This is a genomic window from Vulcaniibacterium tengchongense, assembly GCF_003814555.1.
Taxonomy (GTDB): Bacteria; Pseudomonadota; Gammaproteobacteria; order Xanthomonadales; family Xanthomonadaceae; genus Vulcaniibacterium; species Vulcaniibacterium tengchongense.
Genome location: NZ_RKQN01000002.1, coordinates 813,464 through 833,434 on the forward strand (window position 1 = coordinate 813,464; position 19,971 = coordinate 833,434).

Here is a 19,971-nt window from a genome sequence, read left to right on the forward strand (position 1 = left end):
ACAGCTTGGCCGGAAGAAGCTGAACGATTACGGGGCGATTGTCGCAGGTCGAGCGGGAAAGCTCGACCTGCGGGCGATGGCAGCCTACGACGCGGTTATTGGGGCGGCCTTAAACATCGCGCCGCGCCGCGGTGCGCGCGCCCGCGCCCCCGCGCGGCGTCGCGGCGGCGGTCTTGGCGTCGCCGCCGGCCGCGCCGCGCGCGCGATCCCGCGCCGGTCTCGGCAGGCGAGACGCGAGCGGGCAAGATGTGCCGCTATGCCCGTCGCCGCCGATTTCCGCCTCTACCACTCCAATGCGCTGGAGGTGCTGGCCGGGCTGCTGGCGGAGCAGGTCGCCGCGGTGCCCGCCGGCGACGACTGGCTGCGCCCGGACACGGTGCTGGTGCCGCAGTTCTCGATGCGGCGCTGGCTGCAGCAGGCGCTGGCCGAGCGGCTGGGCGTCTGCGCCAACCTGCGTTTCCTCACCCCGGGCGAGTTCGTCGACGAGGTGCTGGACGCCCACCTGGGCCCCGCGCCCGAGGGCGATCGCCTGGCTCCACCGACGCTGCGCTGGCACCTGCTGCGCGAGCTGCGCACCGCGCCGCCGCCGGCGCTGGCGGGCTTCCTCGCCGAACCGGACCCGCTGCGCGCCTGGTCGCTGGCCGGCGCGCTCGCCGACACCTACGAGCGCTACCAGGCCTGGCGCCGCGACTGGCTGCTGCGCTGGGAGCGCGGCGCCGACGGCGGCGACTGGCAGGCCGCGCTGTGGCGGCGGGTCGGCCGCGGCCGGGCGCACCGCGCGCGCCGCATCGACGACTACCTGCGCCGCTTCGGCGCCGCCGACGCGCCGCCGCCCGCGGCGATGCCGCCGCGGCTGTTCGTGTTCGCCTGCCAGAACGTCTCGCCGGACGTGCTGCAGGTGATCGCCAGCCAGGCCCGCGCCGGCGAGCAGCACTTCTACCTGCACACGCCGGCGCGCGCGTTCTGGGGCGACCTGTCGCGCTGGGACGCGTACCGCCCGGCCGACGACGACGCCTTCCTCGGCGGCGGCGACGGCGGACCGAACCCGCTGCTGGCGGCCTGGGGCCTGGCCGGCCGCGACTTCGTCGCCGCGCTGCTCGGCGGCGAGGCGGTGGCGCCGCGCTTCGAACTGGCGCCGCACGCCGAGCCGCCGCGCGATACCCTGCTCGGCCGCCTGCAGGCCGACGTGCTCGACAACCGCGCGCCGCTGGCCGGCGAGCCCGGCCCCGGCTGGCCGCGCGCGGCGGTCGAGCGCGGCGACGCCAGCCTGCAGTTCCACGCCTGCCACACCCCGCTGCGCGAGGTGCAGGTGCTGCACGACCAGCTGCGCGCGCTGCTGGAGGCGCCGCCGCCGCCGGGCGAGCCGCCGCTGCAGCCGCGCGACATCGCCGTGCTCGCGCCCGACATCGACCGCTACGCGCCGCACGTCGAGGCGGTGTTCGGCGGCGCGCTCGGCACCGCGCGCGAGCTGCCCTACACCATCGCCGACACCAGCCCGCTGGCCAGCGCGCCGGTGGCGGAGGCGTTCCTGCGCCTGCTCGAGCTGCCGCTGCGCGCGCCGACCCTGGCCGACGTGCTCGACCTGCTCGCGGTGCCGGCGATCGCCGCGCGCTTCGGCGTCGACGACGCCGACCGCGGCGCGCTGCAGGACTGGCTGCAGGCGGCCGGCGCGCGCTGGGGCCTGGACGCCGCCGACCGCGCCGCGCACCACGCCGGCGGCGACGGCGCCTACACCTTCGAGTTCGCGCTCGACCGCCTGCTGCTGGGCTACGCCAGCGGCGCCGAGGCCGAGATCGGCGCGGTCGCGCCGTGGCCGGAGCTGGAAGGCCAGGCGGCCGATGCGCTGGACGCGCTGCTGCGCTTCCTCGCCCTGCTGCGCGAGGCGCGCGCCCGCCTCGCCGCCGCGCAGCCGCCGGCCGCCTGGCAGCAGGCGCTGGAGGCGCTGCTCGAGGACGCGTTCGCGGCCGAACGCGACGGCGCCGACGCGGCGGCGCTCAGGCGCCTGCGCGAGGCGGTCGCGGCGTTCGCCGACGGCGCGCGCGAGGCCGGGTACGACGCGCCGGTCGAGCACGCGGTGGTGCTGGCGCAGCTGCGCGACGCGCTCGGCCAGGCCGATGCGCGCGCGCCGTTCCTGTCCGGCGGCGTCTGCTTCGGCCGGATGGTGCCGATGCGGCTGATCCCGTTCCGGGTGATCTGCCTGCTCGGCCTGGACGAGCAGGCGTTCCCGGCGCGCGACCCGCGCGACCCGCTCAACCGCATCGCCCGCGCGCTCGACACCCGCGAGCGCCGCGTCGGCGACCCCTCGCGGCGCGACGCCGACCGCTACCTGTTCCTGCAGCTGTTCGCCTCCGCCGGGCGCGCGTTCTATCTGAGCTGGTGCGGCATGGACCCGCGCGACAACGCGCGCCGCGAACCCTCGGCGCTGGTCAGCGAGCTGCTCGACGCCGCGGCGCGCTACCACGCCGGCGAACGCGAGGCGGTGCGCGAGGCGCTGGTGGTGCGGCACGCGCTGCAGCCGTTCGCGCCGGCGGCGTTCGGCGCGCCGCACGAGGGCGAGCGCCTGCCCGGCGGCCTGGAGCCGCGCCGCTTCAGCTACGACGAGCGCTGGCACCCGGCCGCGCGCGAGGCGCCCGGGGCCGCCGCGCCGCCGCCGTTCGCGGCGCCGGCGCTGCGCCTGCCGCCGCGCGGCGAGGGCGAGCCGGTGCTGGCGCTGGAGCGCCTGCGCCGCGCGCTGCTGCGCCCGCACGCGGTCTACCTGCAGGACGGCCTCGGCCTGCGCCTGCCGGACGACGAGCCGCCGCTGCCGGAGCACGAGCCGCTCGGCGCGCCGGATGCGCTCGCGCAGTACCAGCTGCGCGAAGCGGTGTTCGCGGCCTGGCTGCGCGCCGGCGCGCGGCCGGACCCGCGCCGGCTGCACCCGCGGCTGGTCGCGCGCGCGCTGGCCGCGCCGGGGGCCGACGGCCTGGCCACGGTCGCGGCGCTGCTGGACGAGGTCGAACCGTTCGCGGCGATGACGCTCGAGGCCGGCTTCGGCGCCGAAGGCGCGCGCGTGCCGGTCGCGATCGACTGCGGCGGCGGGCGCGCGCTGCACGCCAGCCTCGACGGCGTCCACGGCCGGCGCGTGCTGCGGGTGGCGCTGCGGCCGAAGGGGCTGCACGGCGGCCACGCGCTGCGCCACGGCCTGGACCGGCTGTGCGCGGCTTGCGCCGGGCTGCAGTTGCACGAACTGGCCCGCCCCGAGGCCGAGGCGCCGCCGCAGTGGCGCACGCCGCCGGCGCTGGCGCCGGCGCGGGCGCGCGCGGCGCTGGCCTGGCTGCTGGCGTTGCGCGAACGGGCGCTGCGCGAGCCGCTGCCGTTCCTGCCCAAGGCCGGCTACGCGTTCGTGCGCGCCTGGGCCAGGAAGGGCGACGCCGAGGCCGCGCTGAAGGCCGCGCGCGACTGCTGGGTCGGTGGCGAACGGGCCGGCGCGCCGGAGGCCACGCCGGCCACCCGCCTGGCGTTGCGCGGCCGCGACCCGTTCCTCGACGACGACGCGCAGTCGCGCCGCGACTTCGCCGCGCTCGCCACCGCGCTGTTCGCCGCGCTCGAGGACGGCGCCGCGCCCGACCCGGAGGCCGGCGCATGAGCGCCACCGTGTTCGACACCCCGCTCGACGCGCGCAGCCTGATCGAGGCCAGCGCCGGCACCGGCAAGACCTACGCGCTGGCCGGGCTGTTCGCGCGCGCGGTGATCGTCGGCCGGCTGCGCGTGCCGCAGGTGCTCGCGGTCACCTACACCGTCGCCGCCACCGCCGAACTGCACGAGCGCGTGCGCCTGCGCCTGCAGCGCGCCGCCGAGCTGGCCGCGCAATGGCGCGAGGGCGACGCCGGCGAGCGCGCCGGCGACGAGGCCGAGACCGCGCTGCTGCGCCGCCTGATCCAGGCCGCGCTCGCCGCCGGCGAGGCGCTGCCGGCGCTGCGCCTGCGCCTGGCCCGGGCCGAGCGCGAGATGGACCTGGCGGTCATCGCCACCATCCACGGCTTCTGCCAGCGGGTGCTGGCCGAGCACGCGCTGGAGGCCGGCGAGCCGCTGCTCGCCGCCGAGGTGGTGCCGGCGAACGCGGCCGGCCGCAGCGCGCTGGCGGTGACGCTGTGGCGCGAACGCGCGCGCGACGCCGACGGCGCCGAGTTCCTGCAGCGCCACTTCCGCAGCCCGGACGGGCTCGCCGCCGCGCTCGGCGCGCTGCTCGCGCCCGAGCCGCTGCTGCCGGCGCCGCCCGCGACGCTGCCGCCGGACCCGCGCCCGCGCCTGCGCGCGGCCTGGCAGGACTTCCGCGCCGCCTTCACCGCGCACGGCGAGGACGCCCACGCCGCGTTCGCCGCGGCGATCGCCGGCAAGGCGCTCAACGGCACCCGCTACAAGCGCGAGCAGCTCGACGCCCTGTGGGCTTGGCTGCAGGCGGCGACCGCGCGCGAGGCGCCGCCCGCCGACTGGCCCGAGCGCCTGGCCCGCTACACCCCCGCGGCGCTCGCCGAGGGCAGCAACAAGGGCCGCCATCCGCCGCAGACGCCGCTGTCGGGCGCCCTCGCCGCGCTGCTGGACGCGCGCGAGGCGCTCGCGCCCTGGCGCGAGGCCGCCGACCTGCAGCGCCTGCACGCCCTGCGCGCGGCCGCCCGCGCCCGCGACGCCGCCGACAAGCGCGCGTTCCGCTACCGCGACTACGACGACCTGATCGGCGCGCTGCACGCGGCGGCCACCGACCCGGCGCTCGCGCCGCGGCTGGCGGCGGCGCTGCGCGAGCAGTTCCGGCTGGTGCTGGTCGACGAGTTCCAGGACACCGACGCGCGCCAGTGGACGATCTTCGAACGCCTGTTCGGCGACGGCGGCCTGCTGCTGGTCGGCGATCCCAAGCAGGCGATCTACCGCTTCCGCGGCGGCGACGTCGAGACCTACCTGCTGGCCCGCGACGGCGCCGCGCTGGCGGCGCCGCTGCGGCACAACTTCCGCTCGCGGCCGTGCGTGCTGGCGGCGGTGAACGCGCTGTTCGCGCAGCCGCACCTGGAGGGCGCGCTCGGCGCCGGCATCCGCTTCGAGCCCTCGCTGCCGGGCCGCGACGGCGACTGCGACGGCGACCTGCGGCTCGACGGCGCGCCGGCGCCGGCGCTGGTGTTCCGCCGCGTGCCGCCGCGGCAGGCCGAGAAGGACGGGCACGTCGAGCAGAAGGAGTGGGACAAGGCCGAGTCCACCCGCCACGCCGCGCGGCTGTGCGCCGACGCGATCGCCGAACTGCTGCGCCAGGCGCGCGAGGGCCGCGCGCAGCGGCGCGAGCACGGCGCGCTGCGGCCGCTGCTGCCGCGCGACTGCGCGGTGCTGGTGCGCGAGCACCGCGAGGCCGCGGCGATGCGCGAGGAACTGGCGCGGCGCGGGGTGTCGGCGGTCAGCGCCGGCCGCGGCAGCCTGTTCGCCACCGAGCACGCGCGGACCCTGCAGACGCTGCTGCTGGCGCTGGCCGCGCCGGGCGACGAGCGCCGCCTGCGCGCGGCGCTGGCGACGCCGCTGTTCGGCTTCGACGCCGCCGCGCTGGCGGCGCTGGAGGACGACGGCGCCGCGCTGCGGCAGTGGCAGCACGGATTCATGCAATGGCGGCTGCGCTGGGAGCGCCACGGCCCGCAGGCGCTGCTGGCCGAGGTGCTGGCGCGACAGGCGCCGCAGCTGCTCGCGCGCGCCGACGGCGAGCGCGCGCTGACCAGCCTGCTGCAGCTGGCCGAGCTGATGCAGGAGGCGCGCGCGCAGCGGCTCGGCGTGCAGGGCCAGCTCGACTGGCTGCAGGCGGCGATCGCCCATGCCGACGCCGACGACGAGCACCAGCAGCCGCGCCTGGAATCCGACGCCGGCCGCGTGCAGATCCTCACCCTGCACCGGAGCAAGGGCCTGGAGTTCCCGCTGGTGTTCCTGCCGTTCGCCGGCATCGGCCGGCGCAACGGCAACGGCAAGGCCTTCGTCGACTACCACGACGAGAGCGGCCAGCGCGTGCGGCAGTGGAGGACCGCGTTCGCGCACGCCGGGGCGCCGGCCTGGGACGAGGCCTGCAGGCGCGCCCGGGCCGAGGAGGCGGCCGAGGACATGCGCCTGCTCTACGTCGGCCTGACCCGCGCCCGCGACCTGCTGTGGCTGTGCGGCGGCGCGCTGGCCAAGAACGCGGATACCGCCTTGCACCGCCTGCTCGGCGGCGAGCTGCCGGGCGATGCATTGCGCGCCGCGCTGGGCCCGCGCCTGCAGCTGGTCGACGCGCCGCTGCCCGCCGCCGAGGCGCCGCTGCGCCTGCCGCCGGCGCCGGCGCCCGCGGTGCCGCCGCCGCGGCGACCGCAGCGGGCGCTGCGCCGCGACTGGTGGATCCACAGCTTCAGCCAGCTGCACCGGCAGCGCCCGCACGGCGCCCAGGCGCTGGTCGAAGAGGCGCCGGCGGACGATGAGCGGCCGCTCGCGGCGGCGGCGCCGGCCGGCCCGGTGCGCTTCGGCGGCACCCGCTTCGGCAACGCCCTGCACCTGGCGCTGGAGCAGGTGGACTTCGCGCGCTGGCGCGGCCACGCCGGCGAGACGCCGCCCGCCGGCGAGGACGCGCCGCTGCGCCGCGCCCTGCGCGCGCAGGACTATCCGGACGCGGACCTGGATGCCGGCGTGCGCGAGCTGGCGCCGCTGGTCGCGCGCACCCTCAACGCGCCGCTGCCCGCCGCGCCCGGCACCGCGCCGGTGCGGCTGTGCGAGCTGCCGGCCGCGGCGCGCCGGGTGGAGATGGAGTTCCACTTCGCGCTCGCCGACGCCGACGGCGAGGCGCTGCTGGCGCTGCTGCACGCGCACGGCGTCGCCCTCGACCGCCGCGGCTTCGGCGCCTGGCCGCGCCTGAGCGGGCTGATGAACGGCAAGATCGACCTGGTCTACCGCCACGACGGCCGGCTGTACGTGCTCGACTACAAGTCCAACCTGCTGCCCGACTACGGCCCGGCCGCGCTGGCGCAGGCGATGCGCGGCAGCGAGTACGACCTGCAGGCGCTGCTGTACGTGGTCGCGCTGCACCGCTGGCTGCGCCTGCGCCGCGGCGCGGCCTACGATTACGAGCGCGACTTCGGCGGCGTGCACTACCTGTTCTGTCGCGGACTGAGCGCGGAGGACCCGCAGCGCGGCGTGGTCGCGCTGCGCTTCCCGGCGGCGCTGGTCGAGGCCGCCGACGCGCTGTTCGCGCCGGGCGGAGGCCGCGCATGAGCGCGCCGGTACCGGAGCGCGGCGTGCGCGCGGTCGACCGCGCCTTCGCCGCGGCGCTGCGCCGGCTCGACCCGGCGACCGACCCGCAGGTGCTGCGCGCGGCCGAACTGGCCTCGCTGGCGGTGAGCGCCGGCCATGCCGGCCTCGACCTGCGCCGCCCGCAGGCGCTGCTCGACGGCGACTGGCCGCCGCCCGCCGCCTGGCGCGAGGCGTTGCGCGCCTCGCCCTGGATCGCCGCGCCGGCGCCCGACGCCGAAGCCGATCCGCAGGCGCCGCTGGTGCTGGAGCGCGACCTGCTCTACCTGCGCCGCTACCGCGAGTACGAGCGGCGCCTGGCCGCGCGCCTGCGCGCGATCGCGCGGCAGCCCGCGCGGGCCGGCGACCTCGCCGCGCTGGCGCCGCTGTTCGCGCAGCTGTTCCCGCAGGCGCGCGGCGACGACGGCGGCCAGGCGCGCGCGGCCGCGCTGGCGTTGCTGCGGCCGCTGCTGCTGGTCACCGGCGGCCCCGGCACCGGCAAGACCACCACCCTGGCGCGGTTGCTGGTGCTGCTGATCGCGCAGCGCCGGCGGCTGGGCGGCGCGCCGCCGCGCATCGCCCTGGCCGCGCCCACCGGCCGCGCCGCCGAGCGCATCGCCCAGAGCCTGCAGCAGGCCGCCGCGCAGCTGCGGGCGGCCGGCGTCGACCCGGCGCTGTGCGAGGCGCTGCCGCTGCAGGCGCGCACCCTGCACCGGCTGCTCGGGCCGATCCCGGACCGGCCGCGCTTCCGCCACGACGCCGCGCATCCGCTGCCCTACGACGTGGTCGTGGTGGACGAGGCCTCGATGGTCGACCTGCCGCTGATGTGCAAGCTGGCCGAGGCGGTGCCCGACGGCGCCGCGCTGGTGCTGGTCGGCGACCCCGACCAGCTGCCGTCGGTGGAGGCCGGCGACGTGCTGGCCGCGATCGTCGCCGCCAGCGGCGACGGCGCGACGCTGCCGGCCGCGGTGGAGGCCGCGTTGGCGCCGCTGCTCGGCGCGCCCGCCACCGGCGACCTGTTCGCCGCGGCGGAGGACGCGCCGCTGGCCGGGCACCGCGTGCACCTGCGCCGCGGCTGGCGGCAGTCGTCGGCGCTGGAGCTGGCGCCGCTGGCCGACGCCGCGCGCACCGGCGACGGCGAACGCGCGCTGGCGCTGCTGCAGTCGGGCACGTTGCGCGGCGTGCACTACCACGCCGGGATCCACGACCCGCTCGCGCCGGCGCTCCGCGAGGCGCTGCTGGCGCCGTGGCGCGCGCTGCTCGCCGCGGAGGATGCGGAGCAGGCGCTGGCGCTGGCCGGCCGCGCCCGGCTGCTGACCGCGCTGCGCGAGGGCCCGTGGGGCGCGGCGCAGCTCAACGCGCGGATCGAGGAGGCGTTGGCCGGCGCGCAGCGCGAGCCCTACTTCCACGGCCGCCTGCTGCTGGTCACCGAGAACAGCTACCGCCACGGCCTGTTCAACGGCGACGTCGGCGTGTGCCTGCGCGACCCCGGCGGCGCGCCGGTGGTGTGGTTCGCCGGCGCGGAGGGCGTGCGCGGCTTCCATCCGGCGGCGCTGCCGGCGCATGCCGGCGCGTTCGCGATGACCGTGCACAAGGCGCAGGGTTCGGAGTTCGATGCCGTGTGGTTGCTGCTGCCGCGCCAGGACGCGCGCACGTTGTCGCGCGAGCTGGTGTACACCGGCCTCACCCGCGCCCGCGAGGCGCTGCACCTGTGCGCCGGCGAGGCGGTGCTGCGCGCGGCGCTGGCGCGGCGCGCCGAGCGGGTGTCGGGCCTGGCCTGGCGCCTGCGCGAGCCGCCGGCGGACGCGGCGGCCGGCGCCGTCCGCTGAACGCCGACCGCGAGGCCTCGCGGCGCCTGCGGCCGCGCCGCGGGCGTCGCGCGGGATGCGCGCCGCGGTTCGATGGCGCCGGCGGCTACGCCAGCGCCGGGTCGCGCCCCTCGCCCGCCTCGGCTTCCGCCGGCGCCTCCGGCGCGGGCGCGCGCTTGGTCCTGGCCTGGCGCACCACCTTCGCCAGTTCCGCCTTGATCGCCTCGCTCGAGGCCTGCTTGGCCGCCTGGCAACGCGCGCGCGCGTCCGGGCAGAGCACCTGCATGTAGTCGGCATCGAAGTTCAGCCGCTCGACCAGGAAGTCGACGAAGGCGCGCACCTTCGGCGACTGCACCCGGCCGCGCGGGAACACCGCGTTGAACGCGTAGTCCGGTCCGGTCCAGCCGGCCAGCACGCGCTGCACGTAGCCCTGCTCGGCGTAGGCCTTGACGGTGACGTCGCTGGCCAGCATCAGCGCCTCGCCGCAGAGCAGCGCGCCGGTGAGCGGCGCCGGGTCGTTGGCGACCAGCACCGGGTCGATGCGGTAGTCGTCGAGCCGGGTGCCGTCGCTGAGCGGCCAGAAGTACTGGCCGTTGCGGCGGAACTTCGGCATCGCCAGGGTGCGGTGGTGCTGCAGGTCGTCGGGGTGCAGCGGTTCGCCGTGGCGGGCGATGTACTGCGGGCTGGCGTAGACCTGGGTGCGGAAGGTGGCGAGCCGGCGCGCGATCAGGTTCGAATCCGGCAGCGGCCCGCCGCGCAGGGCGACGTCGATCTCCTGGTCGATCAGGTCGACGTTGTCGTTGCTCAGCACCATGTCCACCCGCACCTCCGGGTGGCGCGCGTGGAACTCGCCCAGCAGCGGCGCGATCCAGGTGATGCCGATCGAGTACGGCGCGGTGAAGCGCAGCCACCCGCGCGGGCCGCCCTGCAGCTGGCTGACCGCGCTCTCGGCCTCGTCCAGTTCGCGGGCGATGCGCTGGCAATGCTCGAAGTAGACGTTGCCGGCCTCGGTCAGGCCGAGCTTGCGGGTCGTGCGGTGCAGCAGTTGCGCGCCCAGGCGCGCTTCCAGTTCCTGCACCTTGCGGCTGACGGTGGTCTTGGGCAGCTGCAACGCGCGCGCCGCGGAGATGAAGCTGCCGTGCTCGACCACCTTGACGAAGATCAGGGTGTCGTTGAGATCGCGGGCCATGACGAGGCTCCGGTGGGGGCGCGCGGGAGGGGGAGGAGGCGGCGCGCGCGAACGCCGGTAGGACGATACGGCAAGGAAGCGCGGGGTCATTGACCCGTCGCCGGGACAATTATTCCCTCATTTACCGGCTAATCAAGTGCCGCACGCGGCCCTAGCCTGTGTCGCGGATTCCCCCGACTCCCTCCCCCGCCATGCCCGCCTCCCGCCCCCTCCGTTACGCCTACCTGCCGCTGATGCTGCTCGGCATGGGGGCGTTGTTCGCGGTCGCGTCCCGCGCGGTTCGGGCGAGCTTGCCGGCCGGATCGGCGGAATTCCTGCTGCTGGCCTGGATCTTGGCGTTCGTGCTCGCGCTCCCGGCGGCGTTGTTGCTGCTGGGGGTGGCCGCGGCGCTGCGCAGGTTGCGCGGCGATGTCGCCACTGTCCCGTGCACGGGAGTAAATGTCCCATGAGCGGGACGATTTCGCCGCCCTTGGTGGTGCTGGGCGCGACCGGCGGCATCGGCCGCGGCGTGGTCCAGGCCGCGCTGGAGCAGGGCCGCCCGGTGGTCGCGGTGGCCGCGGACCGCGCCGAACTGCAGGCGCTGCGCGACCGCCATCCCGGCGCCGAGCTGCACACCGTGGTCGGCGCGGTCACCGGCGATGCCGACGGCGCCCGCCTGGCGCGCGCGCTGCGCCGGCTCGGGCGGCCTTTCGCCGGCGTGGTCGCGGCGATCTGCGGCGATCCCGAGCGCGGCCGCCTGCTCGACCGTCCGGCCGCGTTCCTGCGCCGCAAGCTCGACGAGGAACTGCTGCCGCACCTGGCCGCGGCCCGCCACCTGATGCCGCTGCTGGCCGCGGGCGAGCGCGGCGGCGGCTACGTGCTGATCGGCGGCCCCGGCAGCGAGCACCCGTGGGCCGGCTACGGCCATCGCTCGGTCGCCGAGGCGGCGCTGCGCATGCTCGCCCGGGTGCTGCACGACGAGGCCCGGCCGCTCGGCGTGCGCGTGCAGCTGCTGGCGATCGAGCGGCCGGTGTGCACCGAGCGCAACCGCGAGCACGCCTGCCCGCAGTGGCCGAGCGCGCTCGCGGTCGGCCAGCGCGCGTTGGCGCTGATCGGCGCCCACGGGCCGCCGCGGCCGGACGCGGTGGTGCGCTACCCGGACGCCGCCGGCGACGCCGGTGTCGATTCCGCGCCCGCCGGATCGACGCAGGGACATGCGGCCGGATCCGGCGCCGACGCGCCCACGGCCGATCTGCTGCCAGCACGTTGTCTGCAGGACGCGCGCACGCTGCTGCGCAACCTGCTGGTCACGGACCGCAACGCGATCTCGTCTCCCTCTTCCAACTCCAACCCTCAGGAACCTTCGCCCCCATGATGCCCCGCAAAACGCCAGCCCGGTCCGGAACCGGGATCCCCGCCCTCGCCCTGGCGGCGAGCCTGGCCCTGAGCGTCGCGCTCGCGGCGTGCAGCAGCCAGGCCGAGCCCGCCGCCGGCCACCCGCCGCCGCCCGAGGTCAGCGTCGCCCAGGTGCTGACCAAGCCGGTCCGGCAATGGGACGAGTTCACCGGCCGCGTCGCCGCGGTCGAGACCGTCGAGCTGCGCCCGCGCGTGTCCGGCTACGTGCAGCGCGTCGCCTACCAGGAAGGCCAGGAGGTCAAGAAAGGCGACCTGCTGTTCGTGATCGACCCGCGCCCGTACCGCGCCCGCCTGGCCCAGGCCGAGGCCGACCTCGAGCGCGCCCGCGCCGAGGCCCGCCTCGCCCGCGCCCAGGACGAGCGCGCCAGGACCCTGCTCGAGGCCAAGGCGATCTCGCGCGAGGAGTTCGAGAGCCGCCGCGCCGCGCTGACCCAAGGGGACGCCGCGGTGCGCGCGGCCGAGGCCGCGCTCGCCAACGCGCGCCTGGACCTGCAGTTCACCGAGGTGCGCGCGCCGATCGACGGCCGCGCCGGCCGGGCGATGGTCACCGAAGGCAACCTGGCCCAGGCCGACGCGACCCTGCTGACCACGCTGGTCTCGCAGGACCCGGTCTACGTCTACTTCGAAAGCGACGAGCAGAGCTTCCTGCGCTACCAGGAGCTGGCCCGCAAGGGCGAACGCGCCGCGTCGAAGAACCCGGTGCGGGTCGGCCTGGCCAGCGAGCAGGGCTACCCGCACCAGGGCACGGTCGACTTCGTCGACAACCAGGTCGACCCGACCACCGGCACGATCCGCGCCCGCGCGGTGCTGCGCAACCCGGACCGGATCTTCACCCCCGGCCTGTTCGCGCGCGTGCAGCTGGAAGGCAGCGGCGAGTTCAAGGCGATGCTGATCGACGACAAGGCCGTGCTCACCGACCAGGACCGCAAGTACGTCTACGTGCTCGGCCCGAACAACACCGCGGTGCGCAAGGACGTGGTGCTGGGCCGGATGATCGACGGCCTGCGCGTGGTCCAGTCCGGCCTGGCGGCGAACGACAAGGTGATCGTGCACGGCGTGCAGAAGGTGTTCATGCCGGGCATGCCGGTGGCGCCGAAGACCATCGCGATGGGCGCGCCGCCGCCGGACGGCCGCGTGGCGATGAAGTGACCCGCGCGGCCCCTCCCCGACCGCGGGGAAGGGCCGCACAGGACTGAGGCCGCCGCGCCGGCTGCTGCGGCGCGCGCGCCTCGTGCCTCGCGACCTCCCTCCGCACGCGGTGGGAGCCGCTCCCCGCATTCCTGCGCCGGCGACGGCGCAGCCCAGGATCTTGCGGCCGCGCGCCGCAGAGGAAACCCGTTATGGACTTCTCCAAGTTCTTCATCGACAGGCCGATCTTCGCCGCGGTGCTGTCGATCGTGATCTTCGCCGCCGGCCTGATCGCGATACCGATCCTGCCGATCAGCGAATACCCGGAAGTGGTGCCGCCGTCGGTGGTGGTGCGCACGGTGTACCCGGGCGCCAACCCGAAGGTGATCGCCGAGACCGTGGCGACGCCGCTGGAAGAGGCGATCAACGGCGTCGAGGACATGATGTACCTCAAGTCGGTGGCCGGCTCCGACGGCGTGCTGCAGATGACCGTGACCTTCCGCCCGGGCACCGACCCGGACGACGCCGCGGTCAAGGTGCAGAACCGCGTCGCCCAGGCGCAGGCGCGCCTGCCCGAGGACGTGCGCCGCCAGGGCGTGACCGTGCAGAAGCAGTCGCCGACCTTCCTGATGGTCGTGCACCTGACCTCGCCGGACGGCCGCTACGACACCCTGTACCTGCGCAACTACGCCCGCCTGCACGTCAAGGACGAGCTGGCGCGCGTCCAGGGCGTGGGCGACGCCCAGATCTTCGGCGGCGGCGACTACGCGATGCGCGCCTGGCTCGACCCGGACAAGATCGCCTCGCGCGGCCTGACCGCCGGCGACGTGGTGCGGGCGATGCGCGAGCAGAACGTGCAGGTCTCGGCCGGCCAGCTCGGCGCCGAGCCGATGCCGAACAGCCAGTTCCTCACCCTGATCAACGCCCAGGGCCGCCTGCGCAGCGAGCAGGAGTTCGGCAACATCGTGATCAAGAGCGGCGAGGGCGGCGAAGTGGTGCGCCTGTCCGACGTGGCCCGCCTGGAGCTCGGCGCCGGCGACTACACCCTGCGCGCCAAGCTCGACGGCAAGAACGCGGTGGCGATCGGCATCTTCCAGGCGCCGGGCGCGAACGCGCTGCAGATCCGCGACGAGGTCGTGGCGAAGATGGACGAGATGTCCAAGCGCTTCCCGCCGGGGATCGAGTACGCGGCCGTGTACGACACCACGATCTTCGTGCGCGACTCGATCAAGGCGGTGGTCTCGACCCTGTTCGAGGCGATCGCGCTGGTGGTGCTGGTGGTGATCCTGTTCCTGCAGACCTGGCGCGCCTCGATCATCCCGCTGATCGCGGTGCCGGTGTCCGTGGTGGGCACGTTCGCCGCGCTGTACCTGCTCGGCTTCTCGATCAACACCCTGACCCTGTTCGGCCTGGTGCTGGCGATCGGCATCGTCGTCGACGACGCGATCGTGGTGGTGGAGAACGTCGAGCGCAACATCGAGGAGGGCCTGACCCCGCTGGAAGCGGCGCACCAGGCGATGAAGGAGGTGTCCGGCCCGATCATCGCGATCGCGCTGGTGCTGTGCGCGGTGTTCGTGCCGATGGCGTTCCTGTCCGGCGTGACCGGCCAGTTCTACAAGCAGTTCGCGGTGACCATCGCCATCTCGACGGTGATCTCGGCGATCAACTCGCTGACCCTGTCGCCGGCCTTGGCGGCGCGCCTGCTGCACTCGCACGATGCGCCCAAGGACCGCGCCACGCGCCTGATCGACCGCCTGTTCGGCTGGCTGTTCCGCCCGTTCAACCGCTTCTTCAAGAGCAGCTCGGACAAGTACCAGGGCGCGGTCTCGCGCACGCTCGGCCGCCGCGGCGCGGTGTTCGCGGTCTACGCCGGTCTGCTGCTGGCCACCGGCCTGATGTTCAAGGTGGTGCCGCCGGGCTTCATCCCGGTGCAGGACAAGCTGTACCTGATCGCCGGCGTGAAGTTGCCGGAAGGCTCGTCGCTGGCCCGCACCGACGCACTGCTGAGCAAGGTGAGCGACATCGCCATGGCCACCGAGGGCGTCGAGCACTCGATCGCCTTCCCCGGCCTGAACGCGCTGCAGTTCACCAACACGCCCAACACCGGCGTGGTGTTCCTGCCGCTCAAGCCGTTCGCCGAGCGCGGCGGCCGCAGCGCCGCGGAGATCAACGCCGAGATCAACCAGAAGATCGCCGGCCTGCAGGAAGGCTTCGCGTTCTCGATGATGCCGCCGCCGATCCTCGGCCTCGGCAACGGCAACGGCTACCAGGCCTTCATCGAGGACCGCGGCAACCTCGGCTACGGCGCGCTGCAGAGCGCGGTGCAGGCGATGCAGGGCACGGTGGCGCAGACCCCGGGCATGGCCTTCCCGATCACCAGCTACCAGGCCAACGTGCCGCAGCTGGACGCCGAGGTCGACCGGGTCAAGGCCAAGGCCCAGGGCGTGCCGCTGACCGAGCTGTTCGACACCCTGCAGACCTACCTGGGTTCGGCCTACGTCAACGACTTCAACCAGTTCGGCCGCACCTGGCAGGTGATCGCGCAGGCCGACGCGCCGTACCGCGACAGCGTCGAGGACATCGCCAACCTGCGCACCCGCAACGAGCGCGGCGAGATGGTGCCGATCGGCTCGATGGTCACGATCAAGGAGACCTACGGCCCCGACCCCGTGCTGCGCTACAACGGTTACCCGGCCGCGGACCTGGCCGGCGAATCGGACCCGCGCGTGCTGTCCTCGACCCAGGCGATGCAAACGCTGACCGACATCGCCGCGAAGGTGCTGCCCAACGGCATGACCATCGAGTGGACCGACCTGAGCTACCAGCAGGCGACCCAGGGCAAGGCCGCGCTGATCGTGTTCCCGCTGGCGATCCTGCTGGTGTTCCTGGTGCTGGCCGCGCTGTACGAGAGCTGGACGCTGCCGCTGGCGGTGATCCTGATCGTGCCGATGTGCATGCTCTCGGCGCTGCTGGGCGTGTGGCTCACCGGCGGCGACAACAACGTGTTCGTGCAGGTCGGCCTGGTGGTGCTGATGGGCCTGGCGTGCAAGAACGCGATCCTGATCGTCGAGTTCGCCCGCGAGCTGGAGATGCAGGGCAAGGGCATCGTCGAGGCGGCGCTGGAAGCCTGCCGCCTGCGCCTGCGCCCGATCGTGATGACCTCGATCGCGTTCATCGCCGGCACCGTGCCGCTGGTGCTGTCGCACGGCGCGGGCGCCGAAGTGCGCTCGGTGACCGGCATCACGGTGTTCGCCGGCATGCTTGGCGTGACCCTGTTCGGGCTGTTCCTGACCCCGGTGTTCTACGTCGCCCTGCGCAAGCTGGCCGGGCGGCCGCTGGTCAGCCATGGCCACTCCACGCTGGAGGCGCACGTCGTCAAGGGATAGGCGCGCGGGGGGAGGCGCGGGGAGCGAGCGCAACCGGCGCTCCTCCTTCTCCCCCCGGCCGGGCGCCCTGCGCCGTGCCCGCTTCGTTTCTCACTCCCCATCCACGGAATCCCCCATGTCCACCGTTCCCACTCCCGATTCCAGGGTCGCCCTGGTCACCGGCGCGACCCGCGGCATCGGCTTCGAAACCGTGCGCCAGCTGGCCCGGGCCGGCGTGCACACGCTGCTGGCCGGGCGCGACCGCGCCAAGGCGGTCGAGGCCGCGCTCAGGCTGCAGGGCGAAGGCCTGCCGGTCGAGGCGATCGCGCTCGACGTGACCCGCGCCGAGAGCATCGCCGCGGCGGCCGACGAGGTCGCGCGCCGGCACGGCCGCCTCGACATCCTGGTCAACAACGCCGGCATCATCGCCGAGGACCCGCGCGCCGCGGCCCCCTCGCAGCAGCCGCTGCAGGCCTGGCGCGAGACCTTCGAGACCAACCTGTTCGGCGTGGTCGCCGTCACCCGGGCGTTGCTGCCGCTGCTGCGCCGGGCGCCGGCCGCGCGCATCGTCAACGTGTCCAGCCTGCTCGGCTCGCTGGCCGCGCACAGCGACCCGGCCTCGCCGGTCCACGGCTTCAAGGCGGTCCCCGCCTACAGCGCGTCCAAGAGCGCGCTGAATTCCTGGACCGTGCACCTGGCCCACGAGTTGCGCGACACGCCGGTCAAGGTCAATGCGGTGCACCCGGGCTACGTCCGCACCGACATGAACGCCGGCGCCGGCGAGCTCGACGTCGCCACCGGCGCGAAGACCAGCGTCGAAATGGCCCTGCTCGGCGGCGACGGCCCGAGCGGCGGCTTCGTCCATTTGGGAGAAACCCTGCCATGGTGATCCGTTCCCTTGCCCTGGGCGTCGCCGCGGCGCTGCTCGCCGCCTGCGCGGTCGGCCCGGACTACGTGCGCCCGAGCGTGGCCACGGCGGAGCGGTTCGTCCGCGACGAACCCGCCGCGGCGCAGGACGGCGCGGCGGCCGCGCCGGCCCCGACGCCGGAAGCCGAGGCCGAGTTCTGGCGCAGCTTCGGCGATCCGCTGCTGACCCGGCTGGTCGAGGACGCGCTCGCCGCCAACCACGACCTGCGCATCGCCCTGGCCCGCTACGACCGCGCCAACGCGCTGCTGCGCGGCGCCAAGCTCGATCGCTGGCCGGCCGTCACCGCCAGCGGCAGCGCCGGCGAGTCGCGCGCCAGCGCCGACCAGATGCCCGGCGTGCCGCGCGCGGACCGCGACGTCGAGAACTACCAGCTGCAGGCCGACGCGAGCTGGGAGCTCGACCTGTTCGGCCGCGTGCGCCGCAACGTCGAGGCGCAGCGCGCCGAGGCCTGGGCGGCGGCTTCGGACCTGGACGCGCTGCAGGTGGCGATCGTCGGCGAGGTCGCGCGCAGCTACGCCGAACTGCGCGGGCTGCAGGAGCGCCTGCGGGTGGCGCGCGAGAACGCCGACAACCAGCGCGAGACCCTGCGCCTGGTGCAGGCGCGCCTGGACGCCGGCCGCGGCACCGAGTTCGACACCGCGCGCGCGAACGCGCAGCTGCAGGCCACGCTGGCGCGGGTGCCGGTGCTGGAGGCGCAGGTCGCGGTGACGATGCATCGCTTGGCGGTGCTGACCGGGCGCACGCCGGAGGCGCTGATCGCCGAGCTGACCCCGCCGCAGCCGCTGCCGGTGCTGCCGGCGCGGCTCGATCCCGGCACGCCCGGCGAGCTGCTGCGGCGGCGCCCGGACGTGATCGCCGCCGAGCACCGCCTGCACGCGGCCACCGCCCGCATCGGCGTGGCCACCGCCGACCTGTTCCCGCGCTTCACCCTCGGCGGGCTGATCGGCAGCCAGGCGATCGACAGCGACGCGCTGTTCGAGCGCGACAGCGAAACGCGCCTGGTCGCGCTCGGCGTCGACTGGTCGTTCCTCGACATCGGCCGGGTGCGCGCGCGCATCGCCGCCGCCGACGCGGAGGCCAGCGGCGAACTGGCGCGCTACCAGCAGGCCGTGTTGCTGGCGCTGGAGGACACCGAGAACGCGCTGGTGCGCTACGCCCGCTCGCGGGTCGAGGACCAGCACCTGCAGCAGGCCGCCGCCGACAGCGCGCGCGCCGCGCAGCTGGCGCGGGTGCGCTACGACGCCGGCGCCGCCGACCTGTTCGAGGTGCTCGACGCCGAGCGCACGCGGCTGACCGCGGAGGACGCCCTGGCCGAGGCGCGCACCCGCAGCGTCGCCAATGCGGTCGCGCTGTACAAGGCGCTGGCCGGCGGCTGGCCGACGCGCGTGCCGCTGCGCGAGGACGTGGCCCGGCGCTGAGTCGCGGCGGGCCGGCGGCGCGCGCGAGTCCCCTCCTCCTTCCTCGCTCGCGCCGCCGCCGGTCCGTCCCCGCGCGTCCGCGTGCACGCGGCTTCGACCTCGCTGAGCCGTCGCCGACTGAACGGAGCGCCTTCACCTCGGCTGCAACCTCCGCCGCCTAAGGTCTGTGCTCGCCGACGCCGCTCGGCGCCGGCCCACGACACGAGGCACAGCGATGAGCGAGATCAAGAAAGACCACAGCATCGGTGCGGGCACCGGCGCGGTGGCGGGTGCGGTCGCCGGCGCGGCGATCGGTTCGGCCGCCGGGCCGCTGGGCACCGCCGCCGGCGCGGTGGTGGGCGGCGTGGTCGGCGCCAGGGCCGGCGATTCGATCGCCGAATGGGTGAACCCCACCGAATACCGCGCGCACTTCGAGCGCGAGTACAAGCGCGCGCCGTACTACGTCTCCGGCAGCCGTTGGGAAGACTACGAGCCGGCCTACCGCTACGGCTACGACACCTATCCGCATTACCGCGGCCGCCGCCTCGACGAGGTCGAGCGCGACCTCGAGCACGGCTGGGACCGCGCCCGCGGCGAGTCGCGCCTGGCCTGGCCCGAGGCGCGCGAGGCGGTGCGCGATTCCTGGCACCACATCGAGCGCGCGATGCCGGGCGACGCCGACCGCGACGGGCGCTGAGCGCGCGGGTTCACGATACGGATCGTCGGCAAGCAGCGCAGCACGGCGCAACGCAACGTCTCTGGGGCCGCACCTTGCGGCCCTTTTTTCATCGCCGCGGCGCTGGGGTAGGATGCCCGTCCCCCAAGAGGAGGCCGCCGCGATGGCCGATACCGACAAGCCGACCCGCGAGCAGGCCGAAGCCGCGGTGCGCACGCTGTTGCGCTGGGCCGGCGACGACCCGCAACGCGAAGGCCTGCTCGACACGCCCAAGCGCGTGGTCGAGGCCTATGCCGACTGGTTCAGCGGCTACGCCGAGGATCCGGGCGAGTACCTCAAGCGCACCTTCGAGGAAGTCGAGGGCTACGACGAGATGATCGTGCTGCGCGACATCTCGTTCGAAAGCCATTGCGAGCACCACATGGCGCCGATCATCGGCAAGGCCCACGTCGGCTACCTGCCCGACGGCAAGGTGGTGGGCATCAGCAAGCTCGCCCGCGTGGTCGAGACCTACGCGCGCCGCCTGCAGGTGCAGGAGAAGATGACCGCGCAGATCGCGCAGGTGATCCAGGACGTGCTGCATCCGCGCGGCGTCGGCGTGGTGGTCGAGGCCGCGCACGAGTGCATGACCACCCGCGGCGTGCACAAGCGCGGCGTCAGCATGATCACCTCGAAGATGCTCGGCAGCTTCCGCGACGACGCCCGCACCCGCGCCGAGTTCCTGCGCTTCATCGACGTCGGGCAGGGGCGCTGAGGGCCGGCGCGCGCCGCATGATCGGCGGCCGGGTGCGCCGCCGGCCCGCGGCCTCGTCGCGGCGCGGAGGGAAGCCG

12 protein-coding genes are annotated in these 19,971 nt (G+C 75.4%); 11 read left to right on the forward strand and 1 reads right to left on the reverse strand.

The window, feature by feature from the left end; translation table 11 throughout:
• Nucleotides 1-256 precede the first annotated feature (256 nt).
• From recC to recD, 3 genes are read left to right on the forward strand one after another with little or no spacing between them, the layout of a single operon-like run.
• Entirely contained in the window at nucleotides 257-3,625 is a 3,369-nt protein-coding gene (recC, locus tag EDC50_RS10025; protein WP_123770319.1) for an exodeoxyribonuclease V subunit gamma, read from the forward strand.
• Nucleotides 3,622-7,239 (forward strand): UvrD-helicase domain-containing protein, encoded by a 3,618-nt coding sequence (locus tag EDC50_RS10030; RefSeq protein ID WP_123770320.1) that lies wholly within the window; start codon nucleotides 3,622-3,624, stop codon nucleotides 7,237-7,239. Before recC ends, EDC50_RS10030 begins: the two co-directional genes overlap by 4 nt.
• Nucleotides 7,236-9,083 carry an exodeoxyribonuclease V subunit alpha gene (gene recD, locus EDC50_RS10035; protein WP_123770321.1) on the forward strand — a complete coding sequence of 616 codons (1,848 nt, stop codon included), beginning with the start codon at nucleotides 7,236-7,238 and terminating at the stop codon, nucleotides 9,081-9,083. The genes EDC50_RS10030 and recD overlap by 4 nt, the downstream gene beginning before the upstream one ends.
• An 85-nt stretch (nucleotides 9,084-9,168) precedes the next feature.
• On the opposite strand, the gene EDC50_RS10040 is transcribed toward recD, so the two are convergent.
• Entirely contained in the window at nucleotides 9,169-10,251 is a 1,083-nt protein-coding gene (locus EDC50_RS10040) for a LysR family transcriptional regulator (protein ID WP_123770322.1), read from the reverse strand.
• A gap of 191 nt (nucleotides 10,252-10,442) precedes the next feature.
• On the opposite strand from EDC50_RS10040, the gene EDC50_RS10045 reads away from it, so the two are divergent.
• The 8 genes from EDC50_RS10045 to folE all read left to right on the forward strand — a co-directional run bounded on the left by EDC50_RS10045 (nucleotide 10,443) and on the right by folE (nucleotide 19,894).
• Nucleotides 10,443-10,700: a hypothetical protein gene (locus EDC50_RS10045; protein ID WP_123770323.1), complete on the forward strand. Its 258-nt coding sequence runs from the start codon at nucleotides 10,443-10,445 to the stop codon at nucleotides 10,698-10,700.
• Nucleotides 10,697-11,605, forward strand: coding sequence for an SDR family oxidoreductase (locus EDC50_RS10050; RefSeq protein ID WP_123770324.1), 909 nt, complete (start codon nucleotides 10,697-10,699; stop codon nucleotides 11,603-11,605). Before EDC50_RS10045 ends, EDC50_RS10050 begins: the two co-directional genes overlap by 4 nt.
• On the forward strand, nucleotides 11,602-12,795 hold the full coding sequence (locus EDC50_RS10055; protein WP_242003104.1) for an efflux RND transporter periplasmic adaptor subunit: 1,194 nt from the start codon (nucleotides 11,602-11,604) through the stop codon (nucleotides 12,793-12,795). Before EDC50_RS10050 ends, EDC50_RS10055 begins: the two co-directional genes overlap by 4 nt.
• A gap of 191 nt (nucleotides 12,796-12,986) precedes the next feature.
• Nucleotides 12,987-16,160 (forward strand): efflux RND transporter permease subunit, encoded by a 3,174-nt coding sequence (locus EDC50_RS10060; RefSeq protein WP_123770325.1) that lies wholly within the window; start codon nucleotides 12,987-12,989, stop codon nucleotides 16,158-16,160.
• A gap of 115 nt (nucleotides 16,161-16,275) precedes the next feature.
• Nucleotides 16,276-17,028 (forward strand): SDR family oxidoreductase, encoded by a 753-nt coding sequence (locus tag EDC50_RS10065; RefSeq protein WP_123770326.1) that lies wholly within the window; start codon nucleotides 16,276-16,278, stop codon nucleotides 17,026-17,028.
• Nucleotides 17,022-18,485, forward strand: coding sequence for an efflux transporter outer membrane subunit (locus EDC50_RS10070; RefSeq protein WP_123770327.1), 1,464 nt, complete (start codon nucleotides 17,022-17,024; stop codon nucleotides 18,483-18,485). The genes EDC50_RS10065 and EDC50_RS10070 overlap by 7 nt, the downstream gene beginning before the upstream one ends.
• A 214-nt stretch (nucleotides 18,486-18,699) precedes the next feature.
• Nucleotides 18,700-19,161, forward strand: coding sequence for a hypothetical protein (locus EDC50_RS16395; RefSeq protein ID WP_158635746.1), 462 nt, complete (start codon nucleotides 18,700-18,702; stop codon nucleotides 19,159-19,161).
• A gap of 142 nt (nucleotides 19,162-19,303) precedes the next feature.
• Entirely contained in the window at nucleotides 19,304-19,894 is a 591-nt protein-coding gene (folE, locus tag EDC50_RS10085) for a GTP cyclohydrolase I FolE (RefSeq protein ID WP_123770329.1), read from the forward strand.
• The last annotated feature ends 77 nt before the right edge of the window (nucleotides 19,895-19,971 follow it).